The organism is Pseudoduganella sp. S-14, assembly GCF_049913285.1.
GTDB lineage: Bacteria > Pseudomonadota > Gammaproteobacteria > Burkholderiales > Burkholderiaceae_D > Rugamonas.
On sequence record NZ_CP183991.1, the window covers coordinates 3,169,985 to 3,192,402 of the forward strand.

Here is a 22,418-nt window from a genome sequence, read left to right on the forward strand (position 1 = left end):
TAGCGCAAAGTCCTCCCCGCCTTGGCAGGCGCACAATGAAGTGACAACCTGCTAATGGGGAGGCGGCCATGTCTTCCGATCCTGACGAGAATGGCAGCGCGTCCTGCCAACGAATTGAAGACTTCATCTTCGTGCGCGAGCTGAACGAAGTCTTCCTGCTGCTTGACCACATCTCCGGACGCTGGGACAAGAGCCTCTACAATTTCCATAACCACGACGACGGCGAGCCGCACATCGATGAACTGTGTGCTATCGGCCTGGCGCAGCCCGATAGCGAGCAACAGCGCGTGGCGCAGGCGGTCAAGGTATTGTGTGCGAAGGATAAGCTGAATGCCGCGGCACGGCCGGCGACGGGCCTGACCATTGCCTTTACTTTGCTGGTGGTGGGCGAGGACAACCGGCGCGACTGGCGCAACTGGTTGCGCGACAAGATGTTCGGGGGCGGCGGCAGCGGGAACGCCTCCGCACACAGCCCGCACTGGGACAAGCCGACGCGCCTGACCCTGGCCCGCACTGCATTTCCAGGCCTGGTACGGGTGGCCTCTAGTTTCAACCTGCGCATGAAGCTGGTGGTCTACCTGCTGCTGATTGGACTGGTGCTGACCTGTGTGACGTCCTGGCATGTTGCCGGTGGCAGCGCCATCCTGCAGCATCTCGATGCGGTGCAGGCGGCGCAAGCCGCCCTGTCCAAAGAGATTGCGGAAGCTGAATTCAAGCACACGGCCAGCACTACCGCGCCTCCGATGCAGTTCTGCACTGAGGCCGATACGGCGGGCTCGCCGCACTTCCGCAGTACGGAGGAGTACCAGCTTTGCACGCGGCGCCAGCAACTGACGGCGCAGGCGGCCGCAATCAGCATGAACCTGCGCGATTGGCTTGTCCCCTGGCAGGCCTGCTACAGCGTGCTGGCTCGCCCGTTCGGCCGCATGCCGGAGAACGGCGCGGTGCAGGCGAGTGCGACGCCGGCGGAAATGCAAGGCCGCGTTCAACGCGCCCTGGAGGAGCAGGCGCGCGTCGTCACGCTGGTGGTGGGAACGGCTGTGCTGCCGTTGTGCTACGGCGTGTTGGGCGCGGGCGCCGCAGTGGTGCGGGGCCTGTGGGCCAAGATGCGCGAAAGCCTGTTGTCGCCGCGCGATTTCACCCTGGCCTTGCTGCAGTTGGCGCTGGGCGCCACGATTGGCGCCTGCATTGCCTTGTTCGTCAATCCATCCGGCCAGACGCCGGGCAGTGAGATCGGGCTGTTGGGCAACTGGGCACTCAGCACGTCGGCGTTATCGTTCATTGCCGGCTTTGGAGTGGAGGGCGTGTTCGTGGCGCTGGAAAGCCTGGTCCGGCGCGTCTTCAACATCAGCGATCCTGCACGACGGCCCGCCGATTAACGCGCTTCCAGCACCTCGATGACGTGAAAGCCGTCCTCGGCAAGTAGTGGCGGGCTGATTTCATGGACAGGCAGGCAGAAAGCTGCGCGTTCCACTGCGGCCAACGCTTCGCCGCGGCGAAAGAGGCCTGACGGCAGGCTGCGTGGGTCCGCATTCGATACGCCGAACTGTTGCTCGAGCATGTCGAATGCGCCGCTGGCTTCCCATTCGGCTCGCACGGTCTTGGCCTGCATGTAGGCTGCCTGCATCGCGCCGTATGTGGCGTTGGTCGGCACCGGCCCCGGCGCGCCTGGCGCGACTATCAATTGGCGCACCCGCACTTCGCGCCTTACCGATGAATGCAGGTCGCACTTCAACTCCGCCTCCTTGAAGCGCGGAGCGTACGAAATCAGCGGCGCCTCCTGGCGTTTCCAGTTGGCACGTTGGGCCGGCTGCCGGTACCATGCCATGAGTGCGAGCGCAATGCCGCCAATCAGGAGTCCGACGGCCATCCGGAATTCGACATTCCGCAGCCGCTGCGTGCGGCGGTCTTCGCCAAAATTGACCACCGCATGCTGGCTTGCTGTCTTGAGTCGGTGGGAGTCGTCCCGCACGGAGGCCAATGCCGCCTCCGCCGCGCTAGCGGCTGCCGTGGCGGAAGCCGAGGCATCTTCTGTATCCTGGCGCAACACCGGCGCGTGGCAGTGGGGGCAATGGATGTCGCGCGTCAGGTCGATGGCGCCGCCGCAGGCGTGGCATTGATGCTGCTCGACTGCCGGGGCATTAACGCTACTGGCAGGACCGTCCGGCGCGACGGCCAGCGCCAGGCGGGCGGGGTCGATTATCCCGACGGCCGAGTGACAAGCCGGGCACGCTTCGACCGGCCGCGCGGGAAGCGGACAGCCGCAGCCTGCGCAAAAAACTTCCTTCCCTGCGGCATGCAGGGAACGGATATCGGACCACGCGAGGGGGCGGGCAAAGCCTTTCTCGGCCAGGTAGAGAATGTAGGTCTGGTAATAGCCATGCCCGTGCGGGCATTCCAGCTTTGAGGTGCGCCCGAAGCGCGACATGTCAAACACCCGCTTGAGCGGCGCGTTGCAGGCCGGGCAGGACTGGACGCGCGCCAGCGACACCGCGTGCGCGTGTTCGCCGCCAGCCTGCATCGCTCCATGGATCTCGCGCACGAATGCAGCGATGCCAGGTCCCGCCAGCCGCACCGATTCCGTGTCGTCGAACCACACCAGGCAGCAATACGGGCAGGTGTCGATCTCCACCCGCCGCTGGTAATGGCCGGAGAGGTCGAGCACCCGCATCGGGCGCTTGCAGTTGCTGCAGTGGCGTTCAGATGGCGTCAAGGGCATTGCGCAGGTCTTGCCGCAAATCCTCGATATCTTCGATGCCGACGGAGAGCCGGATCAGGCCATCGCCGATGCCCAGCGCGGCGCGCTGCGCGGCTGGAATGGAGGCATGGGTCATCAGGGCAGGGTGCTCGATCAGCGATTCGACGCCGCCCAGGCTTTCCGCCAGCGCGAACACTTCGCAGCGTTCCAGGAAGCGGCGGGCGCCGGCCAGGTCGGTGTCGAGGTCGATCGAAATGATGCCGCCAAAGCCGTCCATCTGCGCCTTTGCCAGGGTGTGCTGGGGATGCGACTCCAGGCCCGGGTAGAACACTTTCCTGACCTTGGGCTCGCGTTCCAGCCAGCGGGCCAGCTCCAGGGCGCTCTTGCAGTGGCGCTCCATGCGGATCGCCAGCGTTTTCACGCCGCGCAGGGCGAGGAAGGCGTCGAACGGACCGGCAATGGCGCCGACGGAATTCTGCAGGAAGGCCAGCTGTTCGCGCCAGGCCGACTGGCGTTCTTCGCCGCCAACCACCGCGATCCCGCCGATGATGTCGGAGTGCCCGTTCAGGTACTTGGTGGCGGAGTGCACGACGATGTCGAAGCCCAGCTCCAGCGGGCGCTGCACAATCGGGCTGGCGAAGGTGTTGTCGGCCACGGCCAGGATGCCGCGTTCGCGGCAGATGCGCGCGATGGCGCCCAGGTCGGCCAGTTTCAGCATCGGGTTGGTCGGCGTTTCCACCCACACCATTTTCGTTTCCGGGCGCAGGGCGGCCAGCAGGTTTTCCGGGTTGGTCAGGTCGGCATAGGTGAACTCATGGCCTGCGCTGCGCCGCCGCACACGTTCGAACAGGCGGAAGGTGCCGCCGTACATATCGTCGCCCGCCACGATGTGCGAACCCGCGTCGAGTAGTTCCAGTACGGTGGAAATCGCGGCCAGGCCGGACGCGAAGGCGAAGGCCTGCACGCCGCCTTCCAGGTCGGCCACGCAGCGCTCCAGCGCCCAGCGCGTCGGGTTGTGCGAGCGGCCGTAGTCCAGGCCCTTGTGCACACCGGGGCTTTGCTGAACGAAGGTGGACGTGGCATAGATTGGCGGCATGATGGCGCCGGTCGATGGATCAGGGTGCTGGCCAGCGTGGATGACGCGCGTGGCCAGGTGGGCTTTGGTCTTTTTTTCGCTCAAGATAAGGTCCTGCGCAGGTGGTTGAGTAAGTCGTAGCGGGTGATCAGGCCATAGAACTTGCCGCCTTCGGCGATCACGGCGGTCAAGCCACGGTCGAGGGTATCACGAAGGGCGGGCATGCCGGCAGATGGCGCCAGGGTTTCGACTCGGCTGGTCATGGTGCCGCCAACGTCGCCCTTGAACTGGGCCGCGTCTTTTTCGACCTTCAGCAGGAGGTCGGACTCGTCGATGAGGCCGACCAGCTGGCCGTTGTCGATCACCGGCAACTGCGCCAGGTCGGCTGCACGCATGCGGTTGAAGGCGATCAGCAAGGTGTCGCCCGGCGCCACGCTGACCACGTCGCCGTTTTCGAACAGGCGCCCGATCAGGTCGCGCAGGTCGCCCAGCTTCTGGCGCTGCAGCAGGCCCTGGTCGAACATCCAGCTATCGTTGTAGACCTTGGACAGGTAGCGCGTGCCGGTGTCGCAGACGAAGGTCACCACACGTTGCGGCTTGCTCTGTTCGCGGCAGTATTTCAGGGCCGCTGCCAGCAGCGTGCCGGTCGAGGATCCTGCCAGGATGCCTTCGGCGCGCAACAGGGCGCGTGCGCTGTCGAAGCTTTCCTGGTCAGTGATGGTGTAGGCCTGCGAGATCGCCTCCATGTTCGCGATGGCGGGGATGAAGTCCTCGCCGATGCCTTCCACCGCCCAGGAGCCGCTGGTATCGGCCACCTTGCCGGTATCGACGTATTCCTTCAGGATCGATCCCTTGGGGTCGGCCAGGATGAATTTGACGTGCGGGGCGACCTTGCGGAAGTAGCGCGCCAGCCCGGTCAGGGTGCCGGAGGAGCCGACGCCGACCACGATGGCGTCGATCTCGCGCGCCATCTGCTCCCAGATTTCCGGGCCGGTAGTGGTTTCGTGGGCCAGCGGGTTGGCCGGGTTGTTGAACTGGTCGGCGAAGAAGGCGCCGGGGATCTCGCTGGCCAGCCGGGCGGCGTAATCCTGGTAATACTCGGGGTGGCCCTTGCCGACGTCGGAACGGGTAATGCGCACGTCGGCGCCCAGCGCCTTCAGGTGCAGGATCTTTTCGGTGGCCATTTTGTCCGGCACCACCAGCAGCACCTTATAGCCTTTGATGGCGCCGACCAGGGCCAGGCCCAGGCCGGTATTGCCTGCCGTGGCTTCGACGATGGTGCCGCCCGGCTTGAGCAAGCCTTCACGCTCGGCAGCTTCGATGATGGAAAGGCCGATGCGGTCCTTGATGGAGCCGCCGGGATTTTGCGATTCAAGCTTGAGGAACAGCCGGCACGGGCCGGTGTCGAGGCGGGTGACTTCGGCAAGCGGTGTATTGCCGATCAGACTGAACAAAGCTGCAGGACGGGTATTCTGCATTTTCTCTCCTTGCGAAAAACGCGCATTGTGTGGCGATTCGATTGAGCCAAGAAGGAATTTCTTTGCGCTAGCTTATACCTTTTTTGGCGGGTTGAGCCTCGCGTATAATCGCGCAGCGACTTTTAATATAATTTCCACCGTGGCAAAACTCTACTTCCGCTATTCTGCGATGAACGCAGGCAAATCGACCTCCATGCTGCAGGTCGCCCATAACTACGAAGAGCAGGGCCTGGTCGTGCGCCTGTTTACCGCCGCCATCGACGACCGCTACGGCGTGGGCAAGGTGACTTCCCGCCTGGGGCCGCAGCGCGAAGTCGAGCTGTTCTCGTCTGAGACCAACTTCCTGCAAGACATGCAGAAAGTGGCCTGCGTGCTGGTCGACGAGGCGCAGTTCCTGTCGCCGCAGCAGGTCAAGCAGTTGCACCAGCTGGCGCAGGCCAGAGGCGTGCCGGTGATCTGCTACGGCTTGCGCAGCGACTTCCGCGGCGAGCCATTCCCGGGCTCGGCCTACCTGCTCGCTCTGGCCGACGATATCGAGGAAATCAAGAATATCTGCACCTGCGGCAAAAAGGCCACGATGAATATCCGCGTGGACGAGAAGGGCGAGCGCATTCGCGAAGGCGAGCAAATCAGCATCGGCGGCAACGAGGCTTATCGCCAGGCCTGCGGCCGCTGCTTCTATACGGGTTAATTGGATAAACTGTTTTACCTGACGCCGTCGCTATGCCTTGCGGCGGCAATCTGGGTGCTGTCGCGGCGCTATGTGGTGTTCACGCTGATGCAGCTGCCGGGCACCCTGTGCCATGAACTGGCCCATTTCGTGGCCGGGCTGCTGACATTTGCGCGGCCGGTTTCCCTGTCCATCATCCCGCGCCGCGAGGGCAAGGGCTATCGCCTGGGCGAAGTCAAGCTCGCCAACGCGCGCTGGTACAACTCCGTCTTCACAGCGCTCGCGCCGCTGCTGCTGGTGCTGATCCCATGGTCGGTTGCGGTGCTGCGCACGCGCGGCCCCTGGCATTTCGCAGCGCTGGACGCCGCCCTGGCCTTCCTGGTCGCGCCGCAGTTTCTGGCCTGCTGGCCGTCTGCGACGGACTGGAAACTGGCCATGCGCTCATGGCCGTTGCTGCTTATCGCAGGCGCGGGGTGGTACGCCTGGACGACGACCCCGTGGCTGCACGGCCTGGTAGCGTGATGGCGCACACTTCGCGGACCAACGCTGCGGCCTGGTCCTGCATGGCTGATGCGCAAAAGGTACTTAACGACATCGATATTCGCTCCCATAATTGCGGAAAACCGTGCCGTATCTTCGCGTTCCCCCATCGCATATATATCGGCCTCATATCGAGTTGCCGTACGGAAATTTCACCCGTTACAAAATGGCTTTTTTCGAAAATTTAATGACCTGGCGTGAATCCTGCCAGGTGGATCAGCCTTCAGGCTGGCTTAAGTGAAGCCCAGCACACTGCCCGTCGTCCCACTCTCCCACAGAGTGTCCTATCCTGTAAAATGGGATCAGCACTATTCTTATAGAATCACCTACGTTCGGAGCAAGCCGATGAAGAAGCACACCCTGTTGGCCACCCTGTCCCTGGCACTGATCACCGCTTATGCGGGCGCAGCCCAGGCCGACAAGGCGACAGACGTCACCGTCAAGCCTGCAGCACAGCAGACCCAGGCCGCCTTGTGGGCGTCCCGCGTGCTGTCGCGCTACCATTACAAGGCTACGCCGCTGGACGACGCGATGTCGGAGAAGATCTTCGACCGCTATTTCAAATCGCTCGATGGCGAGAAACTGTTCTTTACCCAGGCCGATATCGATTCCTTCAGCAAGGAAAAGTCGCGCCTGGATGACGCGATCAACAGCGAAAACCTGCAAACGCCTTTCGCTATCTACAACCTGTACCAGCAGCGCTTCGCCGACCGCATGGCCTATGCCCGCGAACTGCTGAAATCCAAGTTCGACTTCACGCAGGACGAGAGCTACCAGTTCGACCGCGAGAAGGCCGACTGGCCGAAGTCGGAAGCCGAAGTGAAAGACCTGTGGCGCAAGCGCGTGAAGAACGACTGGCTGCGCCTGAAGCTGGCCGGCAAGGACGAGAAGTCGATCCGTGAGACGCTGGACAAGCGCTACGAAAACTACGTGACCCGTTCGCGCAAGCTGAATAGCGAGGACGTGTTCCAGATCTTCATGAACGCCTACGCCATGTCGATCGAGCCGCATACCAACTACCTGGGCCCGCGCGCTTCCGAGAACTTCGACATCGCCATGCGCCTGTCGCTGGAGGGCATTGGCGCCGTGCTGCAGAACCGCGACGAGTACACTGTAATTCGCGAAGTCGTGCCGGGCAGCCCGGCCGGCCTGTCCAACAAGCTCAAAGTGGGTGACCGCATTGTCGCCGTGGCACAGGGCGAGTCCGAGAAATTCACCGATGTGCTGGGCTGGCGCATCGACGACGTGGTGCAACTGATCCGCGGCCCGAAAGATTCGACCGTCAGGCTGCAGGTGCTGGGCGCCGATGCCGGCCCGGACGGCAAGCCCTTCGTGCTGTCGCTGGTGCGCAAGAAAATCAGCATGGAAGAGCAGTCGGCCAAGCGCTCGATCCTGGAAGTCAAGGATGGCGCCGTCAAGCGCCGCATCGGGGTGATCTCGCTGCCGACTTTCTACCAGGACTGGGATGCGCGCCGCAAGGGCGACAAGGACTACAAGAGCGCCACGCGGGACGTTGCCCGCTTGCTGGGTGAGCTGAAGAAAGAGAAGGTCGACAATGTGCTGATTGACCTGCGCAACAACGGCGGCGGTTCGCTGACCGAAGCGGTCGAGCTGACCGGCCTGTTCATCGACCGTGGTCCTGTGGTGCAGCAGCGTAACGCCGAAGGCCGCGTGGAAGTGGAAGCGGACAACGTGCCTGGCCTGTCGTGGGATGGTCCGGTGGGTGTGCTGATCAACCGCGGTTCTGCGTCGGCGTCCGAGATCTTTGCGGCAGCCATCCAGGATTACGGCCGTGGCCTCGTGATCGGCGAGCCGAGCTTCGGCAAAGGCACTGTGCAGACTCTTGTCAACCTGGACCGCTTTGGTCAGAGCGACAAGTCGCGCTTCGGTGAACTGAAGATGACGGTGGCCCAGTTCTTCCGCATCAACGGCGGTACCACCCAGCTGCGCGGCGTGACGCCGGACATCAAGCTGGCATCCACCAGCGATGCTGAAAACTTCGGTGAATCGAGCTACGACAACGCGCTGCCATACACCCAGATCAAGCCTGCGGTGTATATCCCGGCCGGCGAGTTGAAGGAAATCGTGCCGATGCTGGATAAAAAGCACGAGGCACGTGTTGCCAAGGACAAGGACTACCAGTACCTGCTGGACGACATCAGCTATGTCAAAAAGCAGCGCCAGGACAACGTGGTGTCACTGAACGAAACCGTGCGCCGCAAGGAGCGCGACCAGCAAGAAGCGCGCGCCAAGCTGCGAGAACAGCGCCTGGCTGCCGGTCCATCGCCGGATGATCCGATCCTGGTGCCGGACCCGAAAGATGCGCTGAACAAGGCGATTGCCGCCAAGCCTGCCAACCCGCGCGCCGCCCAGCGCCAGGCCAACCAGGTGCGTGGCGCGATCCGCACCGATGACGGCCTGCAGGCGGACGAACGGACGCTGTCGGCGGAACTGGATGCCGAAAAGGCCGCCAAGAATGCCAAGGACGTGCTGTTGAATGAAGCAGTGCATATCCTGGCCGACGAGGTCAGCGTGCTGCGCACCGACACCCGCCTGGCCAGCCGTGTGCTGCCTTACGTCAGCGACAAGTGATATTGCGGATGGTTATATCTAGTATTACTACAATAAAGTAGACAGATATACCGCGCCGCAGCATACTTGCACCTGTCTCCTCTATTCTCCTCCAAGGAAATAGACTTCAGCCCGCTCCCAGAGCGGGCTTTTTTTTGTCCATCGCGGATTAGCGGGCCAGTGCCGGTGGCAAAGGAGGGGTCAGACCCTTGGGTCTGACCCTGGGTTACCGGGTTGGCACTTTGGGAATGCGACCACTGTCCGGCGCGTCAGCCAGACTTTTCGCTTTTTCGATTTTTCAATCCAGAACCGGTAAACCTCGGTCAGACCCAAGGGTCTGACCCGGATCCGCTACGGCCGCCGGAATTCAGGGTGCCGCTATCGGAATTCCCGATGAACCTTTTTTGATCGCCCCGGCGATGGGACTGTAAAATCCCGCCTGTGCGTACATCTATCAAATTGACTGTTTTTGCGGCTGCAGTACTGGCGATTGCCGGGGCGGGTGGCTATTTCTACTATTCTTCATCGGCCAACACCGCGGCGGCGCGCTTGCCCGAACCGGTCAAGCGCGGCCCGGCGCCGACCGAGCGCGCTTGGCCCGCGAGGCTGGAAACCTTGCTGGATGCCGGCTTGGCCGACCCCTACGGCATCGCTGCCGACAAGCAGGGCAACGTCTATTTTTCGGATGGCGGCGAGAAAAATACCGTGTCGGTGCTAGCGCGAGATGGCAGCGTGCGCGTGCTGGCCGGCGGCATTGAGGGTTACCGCGAGGGTACAGGCGCTGCCGCCGCCTTCAATACTCCTTCCGGCATCGCGCTGGACAAGGAAGGCAACGTCTACGTCGCCGATACCGGCAACCATGCAATCCGCAAGATCGCAGTGGATGGCACGGTTTCGACGCTGGCCGGCAGCGGCATTGCCGGTTTTGCGGACGGGCAGGGCGCCCAGGCCCAGTTCAATGGCCCGGTCGGCGTGGCGGTCGATGCAGCCGGCGTGGTGTATGTCGCCGATACCTATAACGACCGGATTCGCAAGATCGCTGCCGATGGCACCGTCACCACGCTGGCGGGCAGCGGACGCCCCGGTTTCGTTGACGGCACGGGCGAGGGAGCGCAGTTCGATACACCTTGCGGGATTGCGCTTGGCAAGGACGGCATCTACATCGCCGACACCAGCAACGATGCCGTGCGCCGCATCAACACAGACGGCTCAGTGATAACGATTGCCGTCGCGCCGGAGCTCGAAAAAGAGCCGCTGCTGCGCCGCCCCATGGCGCTGGCGGTAACGCATGATGGATTCGTCTACATCGCGGTATCGTCGCGCGGACGCCTGCTGCAACTGGCGCCTGATGGCAACCTAGCCGGAATGCCGGACGCGACGCGGCCCGCCGATCCTGTCACGGGCATCGATGGCAATATCCAGCTCTACGGCCCGCGCAGCCTGGCGCTGGCGGCTGATGGCACGCTGGTCATCGCCGACGGCTCCGCCCAGCGGCTGCACCGCGTGGTACATGCCGGCGCAGGTGCGGCTCCTACGCAGCCAGTCGGGCAGGTCGCCAAGGCGCCTCCAGCCAGCCCGGGCGTGCAGGCTGGTACGCCGCTGATCGGCGCTGCACACGCTGCGGAGCCGATGCCGGCCGCCGGCGCACCGTCCACGGTAGCCAGCGATCTCATGGCACGGCGCAGCGAAGGCCCAATGCCGTGGCCCGTTCTCCCGCAAAACCAGCCGCACGAGGTGGTTGGCCTGATGGGCGAGGTGAGAGGAAGCTATGACGGCGACAGCCGCCACCACTTCCACGCTGGCCTCGACGTACAGGCCGATGTCGGCAGCTCGGTCCACGTGGTCGAGAAAGCCAAGGTCAGCGATCCGCTGCCCAACTGGGCGTTTGGTTCGCTCGGCGAGGGCATCAACCTCGGCACGACCAGCTATATCCACATGAAGGTTGGCCGCGACAAGAAGAACCGTGCGCTGGACGACCGGTTCCAGCTCCTGTTGAACGATCAAGGCAAGCCGGAACGGGTGCGCGTTCGCCGTGGCACGCGCTTCTATGTTGGCGAACAACTGGGCGTGGTGAACCAGATGGCCCACGTCCACCTCAACCTGTACGACCACGGCCGCGTGGTGAACCCGCTTGCGCTGCCATTCCCCGGCCTGCGCGACACCATTGCGCCGGTCATCCAGGGCATTGCACTGTATGACGCCAACGACAAACGCCTGCCGGCCAGGAAAGGCAAACGCCTGGAAGTAGCGCGCAGCCTGGGCGAAGTAAACGTGGTGGTGGACGCTTTCGACCAGATGGACGGCAACCTCGCACGCCGCCGCCTGGGCCTGTACAAGCTGGGCTACCAGTTGCTGCAGGCTGACGGCACGCCGGTTGCGGGCTACGAGCAACCGCGCATCATGCAAACCTATGACCAATTGCCCAAGCAGCGCGAAGCGGTGAAGGTAGTGTACTCCGCCGACAGCGGCATCACCGTCTACGGCAGCAAGGCCACGCGCTTCACCTATTCGCTGCTTAGCCATCTGTCTGAGGGCGAAGTCGCACCCGGCCGCTGGCAAGTAAGCGAACTGGCGCCGGGCGACTACACGCTGCGCATTTACGCCGCCGACTACGCCGGCAATACCGCCACCTCCGGCCGCGACTTCGCACTGACGGTCAACTGACTTTATTATTGGATCGAGGTATTGCGGCCGTACAGGCTGCGCTGGGATGGGTTGCCGGTGACGGCGATGCGTCCGGAACCGTTGGCGCGGGCGTCGACTTTGTGCTGGACCCAGGCTTGCACGCCGCCGGAGCCGTTGCTGGTGATGTTGGCTTCGTCGGCGCGCAAGTCGTTCAGCTGGGCGCTGCCCGAGCCTTGCACCTGCACCTCAAGCGCGTGCACGATGCCGCGCGCGTAGAAGCTGCCCGAGCCCGATGACGTTACGCGCAAGACATGGCCGCGTACGGAGCCGATGTTCACGCGTCCCGAACCGACCATCTCCACCACCGCCGACTTGCTTTCCAACCCGTCCGCATACAACTGGCCCGAGCCGGCGTGGCGCAAATCCAGCTGCTCGACACGGCCGCGCAATTCGAGGTAGCCGGAGCCTGTGTGGGAAATGGTCAACGGTCCGCCTGCCAGGCCTTGCACCTCGGTGCGCACGGAGCCGCTCGATTCCAGATTGTCCAGGCGCTGGACCGTGTAACGCACGTGGATCGGCTTGCGGCTGTCCAGGCGTTCTTCCGTCCACACGCGCAGCGTTTCGCCGCGCACTTCGGTATGCACCAGCGGCACCAGATTGTTGTCGCCCTCGATCACCAGCGATGGCGCGCCGCCTACCTTTACTTCGACATCCATATCGACACGATGGCGGTTCTCGATTCGCAGGCCGGTGGCGCTAGCGATGTCGCGGGTTTCAGTGACGGTCGTTCCGTTGCCCTTGACGTAGTCGCTCCTGTCGTTCAGCACGACGACGCAGCCTGCCAGGGTGAGGGAGATCATGGCGGCGAGGGTGAGCTTGGTGCGCATGGTGGTGTCCTTGTTGTGCGAGCCAGTTTGGATGAGAGCATCCTATCGGCCACCGCGGTTGCATATGGCGGGAATGCGACGAAATGCAGAAATTGAGTGTTGAGTTGCAAAAATTGATAATATGAAAGTGTCGGCATCCCGCCGGCCCGGCAGCCCCGCTGCTGAGAATAATCTAGTTAATACCCCTTATTTACGCCGCGGATAGGCCATCTGCGGCGTTTCTTTTGCATGTCCGTGCTTTTTCGGCCAGCCCAAGCTTGTGCCCCCACAAACCCCTCCAACGCCGGCCTACCTAAGCTGTTGAAAGGTTCGGTCTTTTTCAGAGAGGAGGGCTTTATCATGTGCGCAATTGCAAGAAAGATGGCCTTGGCTGCCACCAGCCTGATATTGGCGGCAAGCGCTTTGGGCGCGACTGGCGTCGGCAATACATCGGCCGATGACGTCACGCTCGGTGGATTCGATTCGGATGCCTTTGTCTTTTCCGCTGGCTGGAATCCGCATGCAGGAGTGAACGGCGACACCAGCGGATTTGGTACCGCCTTCGATGCGTTTGGCAGCGGTGCCTGGAGCTTGCTCGACAAGTACGACCTTAATGCCGGCTTCGGCAATATGGGCGTGCTGCAGTTCGGTTTCGCGATGAACAGCGGCACGACGGGTAACTGGTCGGTGCACAACACGGGCGCCGCGAACATGGTGCTCGACCTTGTTTTCGCCATGCACGCAGCCGATGCTGGCGCGGGCTTCCTGTTCGATAACCAGGCCATCAACGCCGGGCAGACCCTGAACGGTACCTGGCGCAGCGAATGGTTCACGGGGGCCAACAACGCGTATGCGGACTTTTCCAACCTCGCGTTGTTTGGGCGCGACGTGTCGGCCCTGCCTGAGCCTGGCGAATACGGCATGCTGCTGGTGGGGCTTGGCATGCTTGGATTGCTTGCCCGCCGGCGCGGCACGGAGTAGCTATATTTCGGAAAGGTAATGAACGCCGTCGAGGTCGCTAAACCGCTACATTGAAGTGGCAGTCTTAACTTCACCAGAAGGGGAATCGGAATGGAACCAATTGCAAAGAAGTTTGCATTGGCTGCCAGCAGCATGCTCCTGGCGGCAAGCGCCTTCGGCGCTACAACTATCGGTAATACCTCCGCAGACGATGTCACGCTCGACGCGCAAAGCGCCGACGCCTTCGTTTTCACCTCGGGCTGGAATCCTCAGGCGGGCCTGAGTGGCAACACCAGCGGCATGGGCGCCACCTTCGACAGCTTCGGCAGCGGCGACTGGACCTTGCTGGGCAAGCACGAAGGTGGTTCCGGTACGGGCTTCAGCCTGTTTAACGCGTTGAATTTCAGCTTCGATGCAGGGGACGGCAAGACCGGCACCTGGACCGTCACCAATACCAGCGCGCAAAGCGTTTCGCTGGACCTGGTGCTGTCGCTCAAGGCTGCAAACGGTGCCGGTGCCTTCCTGTTCGATAACCTGGACATCAATGCCGGCCAGACCCTGAGCGGCACCTGGAATATCGGCTGGTTCACGGGAAATAATCAAGCCCATCCCGACTTTTCCAACCTGACCATGTTCGGTCGTGAAGTCGCTGTTTCGCCGGCGCCCGAGCCTGGGGAATATGCCATGTTGCTGGCGGGCCTGGGCCTGATTGGCTTTGTGGCGCGGAGGCGCAAAGCGCTGTAGACTCTTTGAAACGGTCGTGCTATTTTGCTGGCGCGACCAATTCAAGGAGACAGCATGGACTTGAACTACTCTGCCAGGGATGAGGCCTTTCGCGCTGAAGTGCGGGCATTCCTGGCAGCGAACCTGCCCGCCGACCTGCAAACCAAAGTCCGCAAGCACCTTCGCCTGAAGCGCGAAGATTTTGTGCGCTGGCATAAGATCGTCGCCAAACAAGGCTGGGCTGCACCGGCGTGGCCGACCGAATTCGGCGGCCCGGGTTGGGATGCCACCCAGCGCCACATATGGGAAGAGGAGTGCGCAATTGCCGGCACCCCACCCATCCTGCCCTTCGGCATCAACATGGTGGCGCCTGTCATCATGGCCTTCGGCAGCCCGGAGCAGAAGTCCTATTACCTGCCGCGCATCCTCGATTGCACCGACTGGTGGTGTCAGGGCTATTCCGAGCCGGGCGCAGGGTCCGATCTGGCGTCCTTGAAAACCACGGCGGTGCGCCAGGGCGACCATTACGTCGTCAACGGACAGAAGACCTGGACCACGCTGGGCCAGCACGCCGACATGATCTTCTGCCTGGTGCGTACCGACCAGGACGTGCGCAAGCAGGAAGGCATTTCCTTCCTGCTGATCGACATGAAGGCTCCCGGCATCACCGTACGGCCGATCATCATGCTGGATGAAGATCACGAGATCAATGAAGTCTTCTTCGACAACGTGCGTGTGCCGATTGCGAATCTGGTCGGCCAGGAGAACAAGGGCTGGACTTACGCCAAGTACCTGCTCGGCCACGAGCGCACCGGTATTGCGGCGGTGGGACGCTCCAGGCGCGAACTGCTGTTCCTGAAAAAGCTAGCGAACCAGCAGCAGAAGAACGGCAAGTCCTTGCTCGAGGACCCGCTGTTCGCGGCGCGCGTGGCGAACCTGGAAATCGAATTGATGGCGCTGGAGGTCACCGTGCAGCGCACCATTGCGCAGGAAGCGCATGGCCCCGGGCCGCAGGCTTCGGTGCTGAAGGTGCGTGGCTCCGAGATCCAGCAAATGCTGACGGAGCTGATGGTCGAAGCATTGGGCCCGCAATCCTTGCCCTTTGATCCGGATTACCTCGATGGCAAGCGCGAACATGCATTGGCCGGTGACGACGAGGCGTCGCCCCTGGCGGCCTTTTATTTCAACTTCCGCAAGACTTCGATCTACGGCGGCTCGAACGAAATCCAGAAGAACATCATCACCCAGATGATCCTGGGACTGTAAGGAGGCGGCATGGACTTCAGCTTCAACGAAGAGCAACAACAATTTGCCGATGCGCTGCGCCGCTGGGTCGACAAGGACTACAGCTTTGAGGCGCGCAAGAAGATCATCCACTCGGAGGCCGGTGTTTGCAGCCAGGCCTGGGCTACGCTGGTGGAACTGGGGATGCTGGCGCTGCCGGTGCCGGAGGAGCAGGGCGGCTTCAACGGCAGCGCGGTCGACATGATGGTCGTGATGCAGGAACTGGGTCGCGGCCTGGTGGTCGAGCCGTACTTCGCCACCGTGCTGGGGGCGCAGTTCCTCAAGCTGGCGGGAGGCCAGGACGACTTGCTGGAGCGCGTTGCCACCGGCGAGCTGAAGTTGGCATGCGCGCTCGGCGAGCAGCACTCGCGACACGCGCTGAACGACATCCTGGTGACCGACGGCGCCGGCGCTGGCCGCATCTCGGGCCGCAAGACGGTGGTGCTGCACGGCGGCCAGGCCGGCGCCGTGATCGTCTCCGCACGCAGCAGCGGCGCCCAGCGCGATACTGACGGCATTTCGCTGTACCTGGTGCAGCGCGACGCGCCAGGTGTGCAGGTCACCGACTACCGGACCATCGACGGCCAGCGCGCCGCAACGGTGGAATTCAAGGACGCGCAAGGCACGCTGCTCGGCGCGCAGGGCCAAGGTTGGCCGCTGATCGAGGCGGCCACCGACTATGGCGCTGCGCTTCTCTGCGCGGAAGCCATCGGCGCCATGGACGCGCTCTTTGCCGCCACGCTCGAATACCTGAAAACCCGCCAGCAGTTCGGCGCACCGATCGGGAAATTCCAGGCGCTGCAGCACCGCATGGCTGACATGTTCATCCACCTCGAGCAGGCGCGCTCGATGGCCATGCTGGCGGCGGCCAGGGCCGGGTCGGCCGACGACGAAGAGCGCCGCCGCGTGGTTTCAGCCGCCAAGGCGCGGATAGGGCAAGCTGCACGCTTTGTCGGCCAGCAGGCGGTGCAGCTGCATGGCGGCATGGGCGTGACGGACGAACTGCCGGCCGCCCACTATTTCAAGCGACTGGCGATGATCGAGATCACGCTGGGCGACGCAGATCATCACCTGGAACGCTTCATCGCGCAGCCGGGATTCAAGGAGGCAGCTTAATGGCGCGCTTGGTACGTAACGTGGCGGAACTGGAAGCATTGGTGGGGCAGGAAGTCGGCGTCTCCGGCTGGGTCGACATCACGCAGGAGCGTGTCGACAGTTTCGGCGTTTCCACCAACGACGAACAGTGGATCCACACCGATCCGGCGCGCGCCGCCGCTGAATCGCCCTATGGCGGCACGGTGGCGCACGGCTTCCTGACGCTGTCATTGTTGCCCGGGCTGCTGCAAGATGCGTTGTTCATGGAAGACATGCGCATGGGCGTGAACTACGGCCTGGACAAGGTGCGCTTCCCGGCGCCGGTCCCCGTCGGCAGCCGCGTGCGCGGCCATGTCGTGCTGCGCAGCATCAGCGCAGTGGCTGGCGGCCATCAGCTGGCATGGGAAGTCACGGTCGAATGCGAGGGCAGCGAAAAGCCAGCCTGCGTGGCGGAATTCCTGATGCGCCGCTACCCCTGATCTCCAACCTCGACGCAATAGCGGTTGCGGCCATCTTTCTTGGCCCGGTAAAGGGCGTTGTCGGCGCAGCGCACCAGCGCATCCGGGGTGCCGCCCTTGCCCGGCAGCAGAGTGGCCACGCCCAGGCTGACCGTTACCGTGTCGCCGGCCGACGACATGCGGTGCGGGATCGCCAACGCGCGCACGCTGGCCAGGATGCGCTCGGCCACCGTTTCTGCGCCCTGCGCGTCGACCTGGGGCAGCAGGATGACGAATTCCTCGCCGCCGTAGCGCGCCAGCAGGTCAGGCGAACGGCCGGCGCATTGCAGCATGGTGTCGGCCACTTGCTTCAGGCAGGAGTCGCCGGCCAGGTGGCCGTAGGCGTCGTTATAAAGCTTGAAATAGTCGATGTCGATCATGATCACCGATAGCGGCGTGGCCGAACGGGCGCAGCGCCGCCATTCGTTCTGGATCGCTTCGTTGAAGCTGCGGCGGTTGGCGACACCGGTCAAGGCATCGGTGAGGGTCAGCTCGCGCATGGCGTCGGACTGGCGTTTCAGTGTAAGGTGCGTGCGCACCCTGGCGCGCACCACGGCAACATTGAATGGCTTGGTGATGAAGTCGACCGCGCCCGCTTCCAGCGCCCGGGTCTCGTCCTCGGGCGTGGTCAGCGCAGTGACGAAGATGATCGGAATATCGCGCACATCCGATGCGGCGCGCAAGGCGGCGCATACTTCGTAGCCGTCCATGCCGGGCATGACTGCGTCCAGCAGGATCAGGTCGGGCTGGTGCTGGTGCGCCAGCTCCAGCGCCTTCTCGCCATTCATGGCGAACAAGACTTCATGCTCCTCACCCAGCACGTGGTTGAGGATCTGGATATTCTCCATGGCGTCATCGACGATCAGCAGGCGCCCATTGTGCGCCTGGTCGGTCCATGTCATGCGGTTTCCTCCCGTTTCATGATCTCCTGCAGCCGTTGTTCGGCGTTGCTGAAGTCGAGCGTTTCGATGGCATTGGCCAAGCCGGGCAGCAGGTCCGGGCAGCGCTGCTCGAAGATAGGGGTGAGCGCCTTGAACGCCGCCAGGGCGCGCATATTGCTGTTCCGGAGCAGCATTTGCAAGTCGCCCAGGGCTTGCGGCCAGTTGGACACGGGCGTGCTGCCGGCGGCGGCATGCACCGGCGCCGGCAATTCGCGTGCGGCGTTGATCACCACGGCCAGTGCCTGTTCAAGCGACAGCAGCAGGGCTGCAGCGGAACTGTCCTGCCCTTCGGCGACAGCGCTCTCGGCCTGGGCGCTCAGGCGCGCCACATCGGTGGCGCCGAGGTTGGCGGCCACGCCCTTCAGCCGGTGCAGCACGCGCGTGGCGGCGTAGCGCTTGTCCTGCGCCAGGCAATCGCGCACTTCGCGCACGGCGTCGCCCTGCGAATTCTCGAAGCGCTTCAGCAGGCCGGCGAAGGCCGCATAGTTGCCGGCCACGCGCCGCAATGCAGCTTCCAGGTCGATGCCGGGCACCGTGGACGGACGGCCATCCTTGCGCTGCTCAGCGGGGGGTGCGGCCGATGGACCGTTCGCCAGCTCCGGGTGGAGGGGCGCGAGACGCCTCAGGGTAGCGATCATTTCGTCGACGTCGATCGGCTTGGCGATATGCGCGTCGACGCCTGCCTCGATGGCGCGGATGCGGTCTTCCGGCATGACGTTGGCGGTCATGGCGATGATGGGCAGGCTGCGCAGGCCCATGGAGCGAATCGCTTCGGTGGCGCGGTAGCCGTCCATCACGGGCATCTGCAAGTCCATCAGTACCGCATCGAAACGTTGCGGGTCGTCGCGCAGCATGTCCAGCGCGATCTCGCCGTTGGACGCTACTTCGACCTGCGCACCGCAGTGGAGCAGGATGTAGCGCGCCATTTCCTGGTTGATCTCATTGTCTTCCACCAGCAGCACGTGCATACCGGCCAGTCTGCCGGAAAGCGCCGCCTGGCTGCTTCGGTGCTCCGGCTGGTTGATGCCTGTGATTGCGGCCAGGGCGGCATCGAACAAGCGCGATGGTGTGAAAGGCTTGGCCAGCACGGCGTCGATCTGCAGGCTGTCGGCCAGTTGCTGCAAATCGTCGCTGGAGCGTTCCGGCGCCATCAACACGACCTTGGGCAATGCCAGGTTTTCGTCGCGCGCCTGCACCAGCATGGCGATGCCGTCGGTGGCGGGCATTGCGTTGTCGAGCAGGAGCAGGTCGAAGCGGTGCTGGCGCAGCGCCTGCAGGCCCTCGGCGGCGGTGGCCAGGGTGGTTGTCGTCCATTGCATGGCGTTGCCGGCCTGCTGCAGCACCTGGCGCACGCTGGCGTTATCGTCGACAGCCAGTACGTTGAGCCCGTGCAGGCTGGCTGCTGCTGCGCGGGGCCCGCTGCCGGCAACGCGCTGCAGGGGGCAGGTAAAGCGGAAAGTCGAGCCCCGGCCCAGCGTGCTTTCCACGGCGATGACCCCGCCCATCAAGTCCGACAGGCGGCGCGCGATGGCCAGGCCCAGCCCCGTGCCGCCGTAGCGGCGGCTGGTGCTGCTGTCGCCCTGCGAAAAGGCGTCGAACATATGGGGCTGCTGTTCGGCCGGGATGCCGATGCCGGTGTCGCGCACGGTAAATTCCAGCATCAGCGAATTGGCGCTGCCTGGCGCCTCGCGTACCGTCAGCACGACTTCGCCCCGCTCGGTAAACTTGATGGCATTGCTCAGGAGGTTGAGCAACACCTGCTGCAGGCGCATCGCATCGCCCACCATTTCCGTCGGCAGCGCAGGAGCGATGTCGAACACCGGTTCCACGCCCTTGTCCCAGGCGCCGTTTGCCACCAGCACGGCCGTCGCGGCCAGCAACTGCTCGAGGTTGAAGCGCGCCTGCTCGAGCTGCAGCTGGCCGGCCTCGATCTTGGAGAAGTCCAGCACGTCATTGACCACGCCAAGCAGGCTTTGCGTCGCGAGCTGGATCTTGCTGACGTAGCTGCGCTCGCGCCGTTCCAGCGGCGCTTCTTCCAGCAAGCGCGCCAGCCCGGTGATGGCGTTCATCGGCGTGCGGATCTCATGGCTCATGTTGGCCACGAATTCACTCTTGGCCCGACTGGCGGCTTCCGCCCGGTCGCGGGCGCGCATCAGTTGTTCGTTCAGCTCCTGCAATTTCAATTCGCCGCGCTTTAGTTCGGTCACATCCGAGCCCAGGGCATAAAAGCCTCGCACGGCGCCCGCTTCGCCGCGGTCCGGAATGAAGTTGATCCATGCATAGCGCGGCTCGCCTGTCGGCAGTTCCAGCTCGCGCAGAAAGTGCTGCGGACTGCCATCGAGCACGGCATTGATGTGCGGCCGGATCTGTTCCAGCAACGCGCCTGGCAGCACGTTGCCGATGGGTTCGCCCATGGCCTGCTCCAGCGTCTTGCCGAACCAGGCCAGGAAGTACTTGTTGGCGAAATGGCAGCGCAGCTCCGCGTCCCAGTAAGCCACCAGGCCCGGCAGGTTTTCCGTCACTGTATGCAGGAAGCTGGTGCTGCGCGCCAGGCTCAGGGAGGTTTGCTGCAAGGCTTCGTCGGCACGTTTGCGGTCTGTGATGTCGAGCGAGATGCCCAGCAGGTGGGTGGCGATGCCCTGTTCGTTGCGCAGGGCCACCTTGCGGGTGGTCAGGTAGCGCATTTCCCCGGCGGCGATGCGTACCGCTTCTTCAGGTATTTCCATCACCTGTTCCGACGCCAGCACCTTGCGGTCGGCTTCCACGAAAGCCGCTGCCTGCTCCGGCGGGAAGAAATCGCGGTCGCTCTTGCCGAGCAAATCCTCGCGCGGCCGGCCAAGCAGCAGTTCACCCTGCCGGTTGAGCAGTTCAAAGCGCAGGTGCTGGGCATCCTTGACGAACACCATGGCCGGCATGTTCTCCAGCACCGACTTGAACAGGGCCTTGGACTGGCGCAGCGCCGCTTCCGACTCCTTCTGCTGGGTGATATCCATCAGCACGGCGGTAATGCCGGCCATCGCCCCGTCGGCGCCAAAGACCGGGTAATAGCCGGCAATGAAATGGTTGCTGCGGCCGGGGCGCGAAGCGGTAGTGCCGCAGATCTCGGTGTTCGGCACCGCCTCCCCTGTGGCGAGTACCCGGCGGTAGGCCTGGTTCACCTGGGCCACCATGCTGCGGTCGCTGATGACTTCATCGAAGCGGCGCCCGATATGGTCGTTGACCGCCAGTCCGTTCATCGAGGCGAGGTAGTCGTTGATCATCAGGATGCGCAGGCGGGTATCGACAAAACTCAGGCCCACTGGCGCCGTGGCGTAAATCGTTTCCAGCAGGGCGTTGGAATTTTCCAGTTGCTGCGTGCGCTCTTCGACCACGCGTTCCAGGTCTTGCCGATGGCGGGTCAGGTCGCGGTCGAGCCGCAGCAGGGTGTCGCCAATCTGCTTCGCCTCCTGGAAGGATGCGCGCGGCGCTTCGATGGGCGCGCCGCTTGCCAGCGCCTGGGCCGGCGCGTGCAGGGCATCGATCGAGCTTGCGATGCGGCGCGCAGCCAGGGCAGCTGCGGCAAAGCCGGCCAATACCAGCGCCGCCAGCACGGCGAACACCGCGAAGAACAGGCCGTCGAAAGCAAGCAGCGCCTCCGGCCTTGGCGAGGCCACGGCCACGCTCCACGGGCTGGCTGCACCGCGCAGGTAACCGACCTGCAGCGGCAGGCCATGCAAGGCGTCGGCCGCAGGCTCGCCGCTGGCCCGGCCGTCGTCGTGGCTGCGGGCCACCAGCTTGCCGTCGGGCGCCAGTACGGCGATCACGGCGCCCGGGGCAAACTGCATTTCCTCGGCTACCTTGTCCAGCGCATCGCCGGGCAGCAGGACGCTGAGGGTGGCGGGCGGCTTGGCGGCGCGCTGGATCGGTACGTCGACCGCCAGGTGGGCTGGCTCCTTGCCGTTCGCGCGCAGCAGGCTGACTGCGGAACGCGCATTCGGCGCGAACCTGATGCGGGCCGCGTTGGCGGCGCGGTCGACCGGCAGCGCATTGCCGGCCATGAGCTGTGCCGCGCTGTTTTCGGTGAACAGGATGTGGGATTGGTAGGGCAAGGCTGGCGGCAGGGCGCCGCTTGCCTGGCTGCGCAGGGCCACCAGGTCGCCGCTACGGGCGCTGGGGCTGCTGGCCAGCGCGAGAGCCACAGCTTCGGCGGCCAGCAACTGGCGGTCCACGATGGCGGCCGCCGCGCGTTCGATGCGCTGGACCTGCAGCTCGGCGCGGCCCAAGTCGCGCTGCTGGAAATACACCAGCAACAGCGCCACCGCCAATAGTGCCGGCGCGGCGCAGGCCGCGGCCAGCAGTGCGATCTGCGACCGCAATGGTGGCAAGGGCTTGCTGGATTCATCCTGCACGGCACGT

General features: G+C 63.8%; 16 protein-coding genes. 10 read left to right on the forward strand and 6 right to left on the reverse strand.

The annotated features are described in order from the left end of the window. Positions 1-68 precede the first annotated feature (68 nt). Positions 69-1,379: a hypothetical protein gene (locus tag ACN9MZ_RS14625; protein ID WP_426342812.1), complete on the forward strand. Its 1,311-nt coding sequence runs from the start codon at positions 69-71 to the stop codon at positions 1,377-1,379. Here the strand turns inward: ACN9MZ_RS14625 and ACN9MZ_RS14630 are convergent. The 3 genes from ACN9MZ_RS14630 to ACN9MZ_RS14640 are packed head-to-tail and all read right to left on the reverse strand — an operon-like array spanning position 1,376 to position 5,251. Beyond that, positions 1,376-2,713 carry a hypothetical protein gene (locus ACN9MZ_RS14630; protein ID WP_426342813.1) on the reverse strand — a complete coding sequence of 446 codons (1,338 nt, stop codon included), beginning with the start codon at positions 2,711-2,713 and terminating at the stop codon, positions 1,376-1,378. The two genes, ACN9MZ_RS14625 and ACN9MZ_RS14630, sit on opposite strands and share 4 nt — an antisense overlap. Next, positions 2,700-3,878, reverse strand: a complete 1,179-nt coding sequence (locus ACN9MZ_RS14635) for a trans-sulfuration enzyme family protein (protein ID WP_426342814.1) — start codon at positions 3,876-3,878, stop codon at positions 2,700-2,702. The genes ACN9MZ_RS14630 and ACN9MZ_RS14635 overlap by 14 nt, the downstream gene beginning before the upstream one ends. Then, entirely contained in the window at positions 3,875-5,251 is a 1,377-nt protein-coding gene (locus ACN9MZ_RS14640) for a pyridoxal-phosphate dependent enzyme (RefSeq protein ID WP_426342815.1), read from the reverse strand. The genes ACN9MZ_RS14635 and ACN9MZ_RS14640 overlap by 4 nt, the downstream gene beginning before the upstream one ends. A gap of 139 nt (positions 5,252-5,390) precedes the next feature. Here ACN9MZ_RS14640 and ACN9MZ_RS14645 point away from each other — a divergent pair, with 139 nt between their 5' ends. The 4 genes from ACN9MZ_RS14645 (at position 5,391) to ACN9MZ_RS14660 (ending at position 11,696) form a co-directional block, all read left to right on the forward strand. Further along, on the forward strand, positions 5,391-5,942 hold the full coding sequence (locus ACN9MZ_RS14645; RefSeq protein WP_426342816.1) for a thymidine kinase: 552 nt from the start codon (positions 5,391-5,393) through the stop codon (positions 5,940-5,942). Then, the gene (locus ACN9MZ_RS14650) at positions 5,943-6,443 is read left to right on the forward strand and encodes a hypothetical protein (protein ID WP_426342817.1); all 501 of its coding nucleotides are present in this window, start codon (positions 5,943-5,945) and stop codon (positions 6,441-6,443) included. Positions 6,444-6,806: 363 nt separating this feature from the next. Then, positions 6,807-9,053 (forward strand): carboxy terminal-processing peptidase, encoded by a 2,247-nt coding sequence (locus tag ACN9MZ_RS14655; protein WP_426342818.1) that lies wholly within the window; start codon positions 6,807-6,809, stop codon positions 9,051-9,053. Positions 9,054-9,473: 420 nt separating this feature from the next. Next, positions 9,474-11,696, forward strand: a complete 2,223-nt coding sequence (locus ACN9MZ_RS14660) for a gluconolaconase (RefSeq protein ID WP_426342819.1) — start codon at positions 9,474-9,476, stop codon at positions 11,694-11,696. A gap of 5 nt (positions 11,697-11,701) precedes the next feature. On the opposite strand, the gene ACN9MZ_RS14665 is transcribed toward ACN9MZ_RS14660, so the two are convergent. Continuing rightward, the gene (locus tag ACN9MZ_RS14665; protein WP_426342820.1) at positions 11,702-12,544 is read right to left on the reverse strand and encodes a GIN domain-containing protein; all 843 of its coding nucleotides are present in this window, start codon (positions 12,542-12,544) and stop codon (positions 11,702-11,704) included. Between the two features lie 339 nt (positions 12,545-12,883). Here ACN9MZ_RS14665 and ACN9MZ_RS14670 point away from each other — a divergent pair, with 339 nt between their 5' ends. The 5 genes from ACN9MZ_RS14670 (at position 12,884) to ACN9MZ_RS14690 (ending at position 17,064) form a co-directional block, all read left to right on the forward strand. Continuing rightward, entirely contained in the window at positions 12,884-13,504 is a 621-nt protein-coding gene (locus tag ACN9MZ_RS14670) for a PEP-CTERM sorting domain-containing protein (protein WP_426342821.1), read from the forward strand. A gap of 90 nt (positions 13,505-13,594) precedes the next feature. Next, positions 13,595-14,227 (forward strand): PEP-CTERM sorting domain-containing protein, encoded by a 633-nt coding sequence (locus ACN9MZ_RS14675; protein ID WP_426342822.1) that lies wholly within the window; start codon positions 13,595-13,597, stop codon positions 14,225-14,227. Between the two features lie 54 nt (positions 14,228-14,281). Beyond that, positions 14,282-15,472, forward strand: coding sequence for an acyl-CoA dehydrogenase family protein (locus ACN9MZ_RS14680; RefSeq protein WP_426342823.1), 1,191 nt, complete (start codon positions 14,282-14,284; stop codon positions 15,470-15,472). A 9-nt stretch (positions 15,473-15,481) separates the two neighbouring features. Beyond that, a complete protein-coding gene (locus ACN9MZ_RS14685) occupies positions 15,482-16,606 on the forward strand; it encodes an acyl-CoA dehydrogenase family protein (protein ID WP_426342824.1) in 1,125 nt (374 codons plus the stop codon). Further along, positions 16,606-17,064 (forward strand): MaoC family dehydratase, encoded by a 459-nt coding sequence (locus tag ACN9MZ_RS14690; RefSeq protein WP_426342825.1) that lies wholly within the window; start codon positions 16,606-16,608, stop codon positions 17,062-17,064. The genes ACN9MZ_RS14685 and ACN9MZ_RS14690 overlap by 1 nt, the downstream gene beginning before the upstream one ends. On the opposite strand, the gene ACN9MZ_RS14695 is transcribed toward ACN9MZ_RS14690, so the two are convergent. Then, positions 17,055-17,984 (reverse strand): diguanylate cyclase domain-containing protein, encoded by a 930-nt coding sequence (locus ACN9MZ_RS14695; protein WP_426342826.1) that lies wholly within the window; start codon positions 17,982-17,984, stop codon positions 17,055-17,057. The two genes, ACN9MZ_RS14690 and ACN9MZ_RS14695, sit on opposite strands and share 10 nt — an antisense overlap. Continuing rightward, positions 17,981-22,411, reverse strand: coding sequence for a PAS domain-containing protein (locus ACN9MZ_RS14700; protein ID WP_426342827.1), 4,431 nt, complete (start codon positions 22,409-22,411; stop codon positions 17,981-17,983). Before ACN9MZ_RS14700 ends, ACN9MZ_RS14695 begins: the two co-directional genes overlap by 4 nt. Between the last annotated feature and the right edge of the window lie 7 nt (positions 22,412-22,418).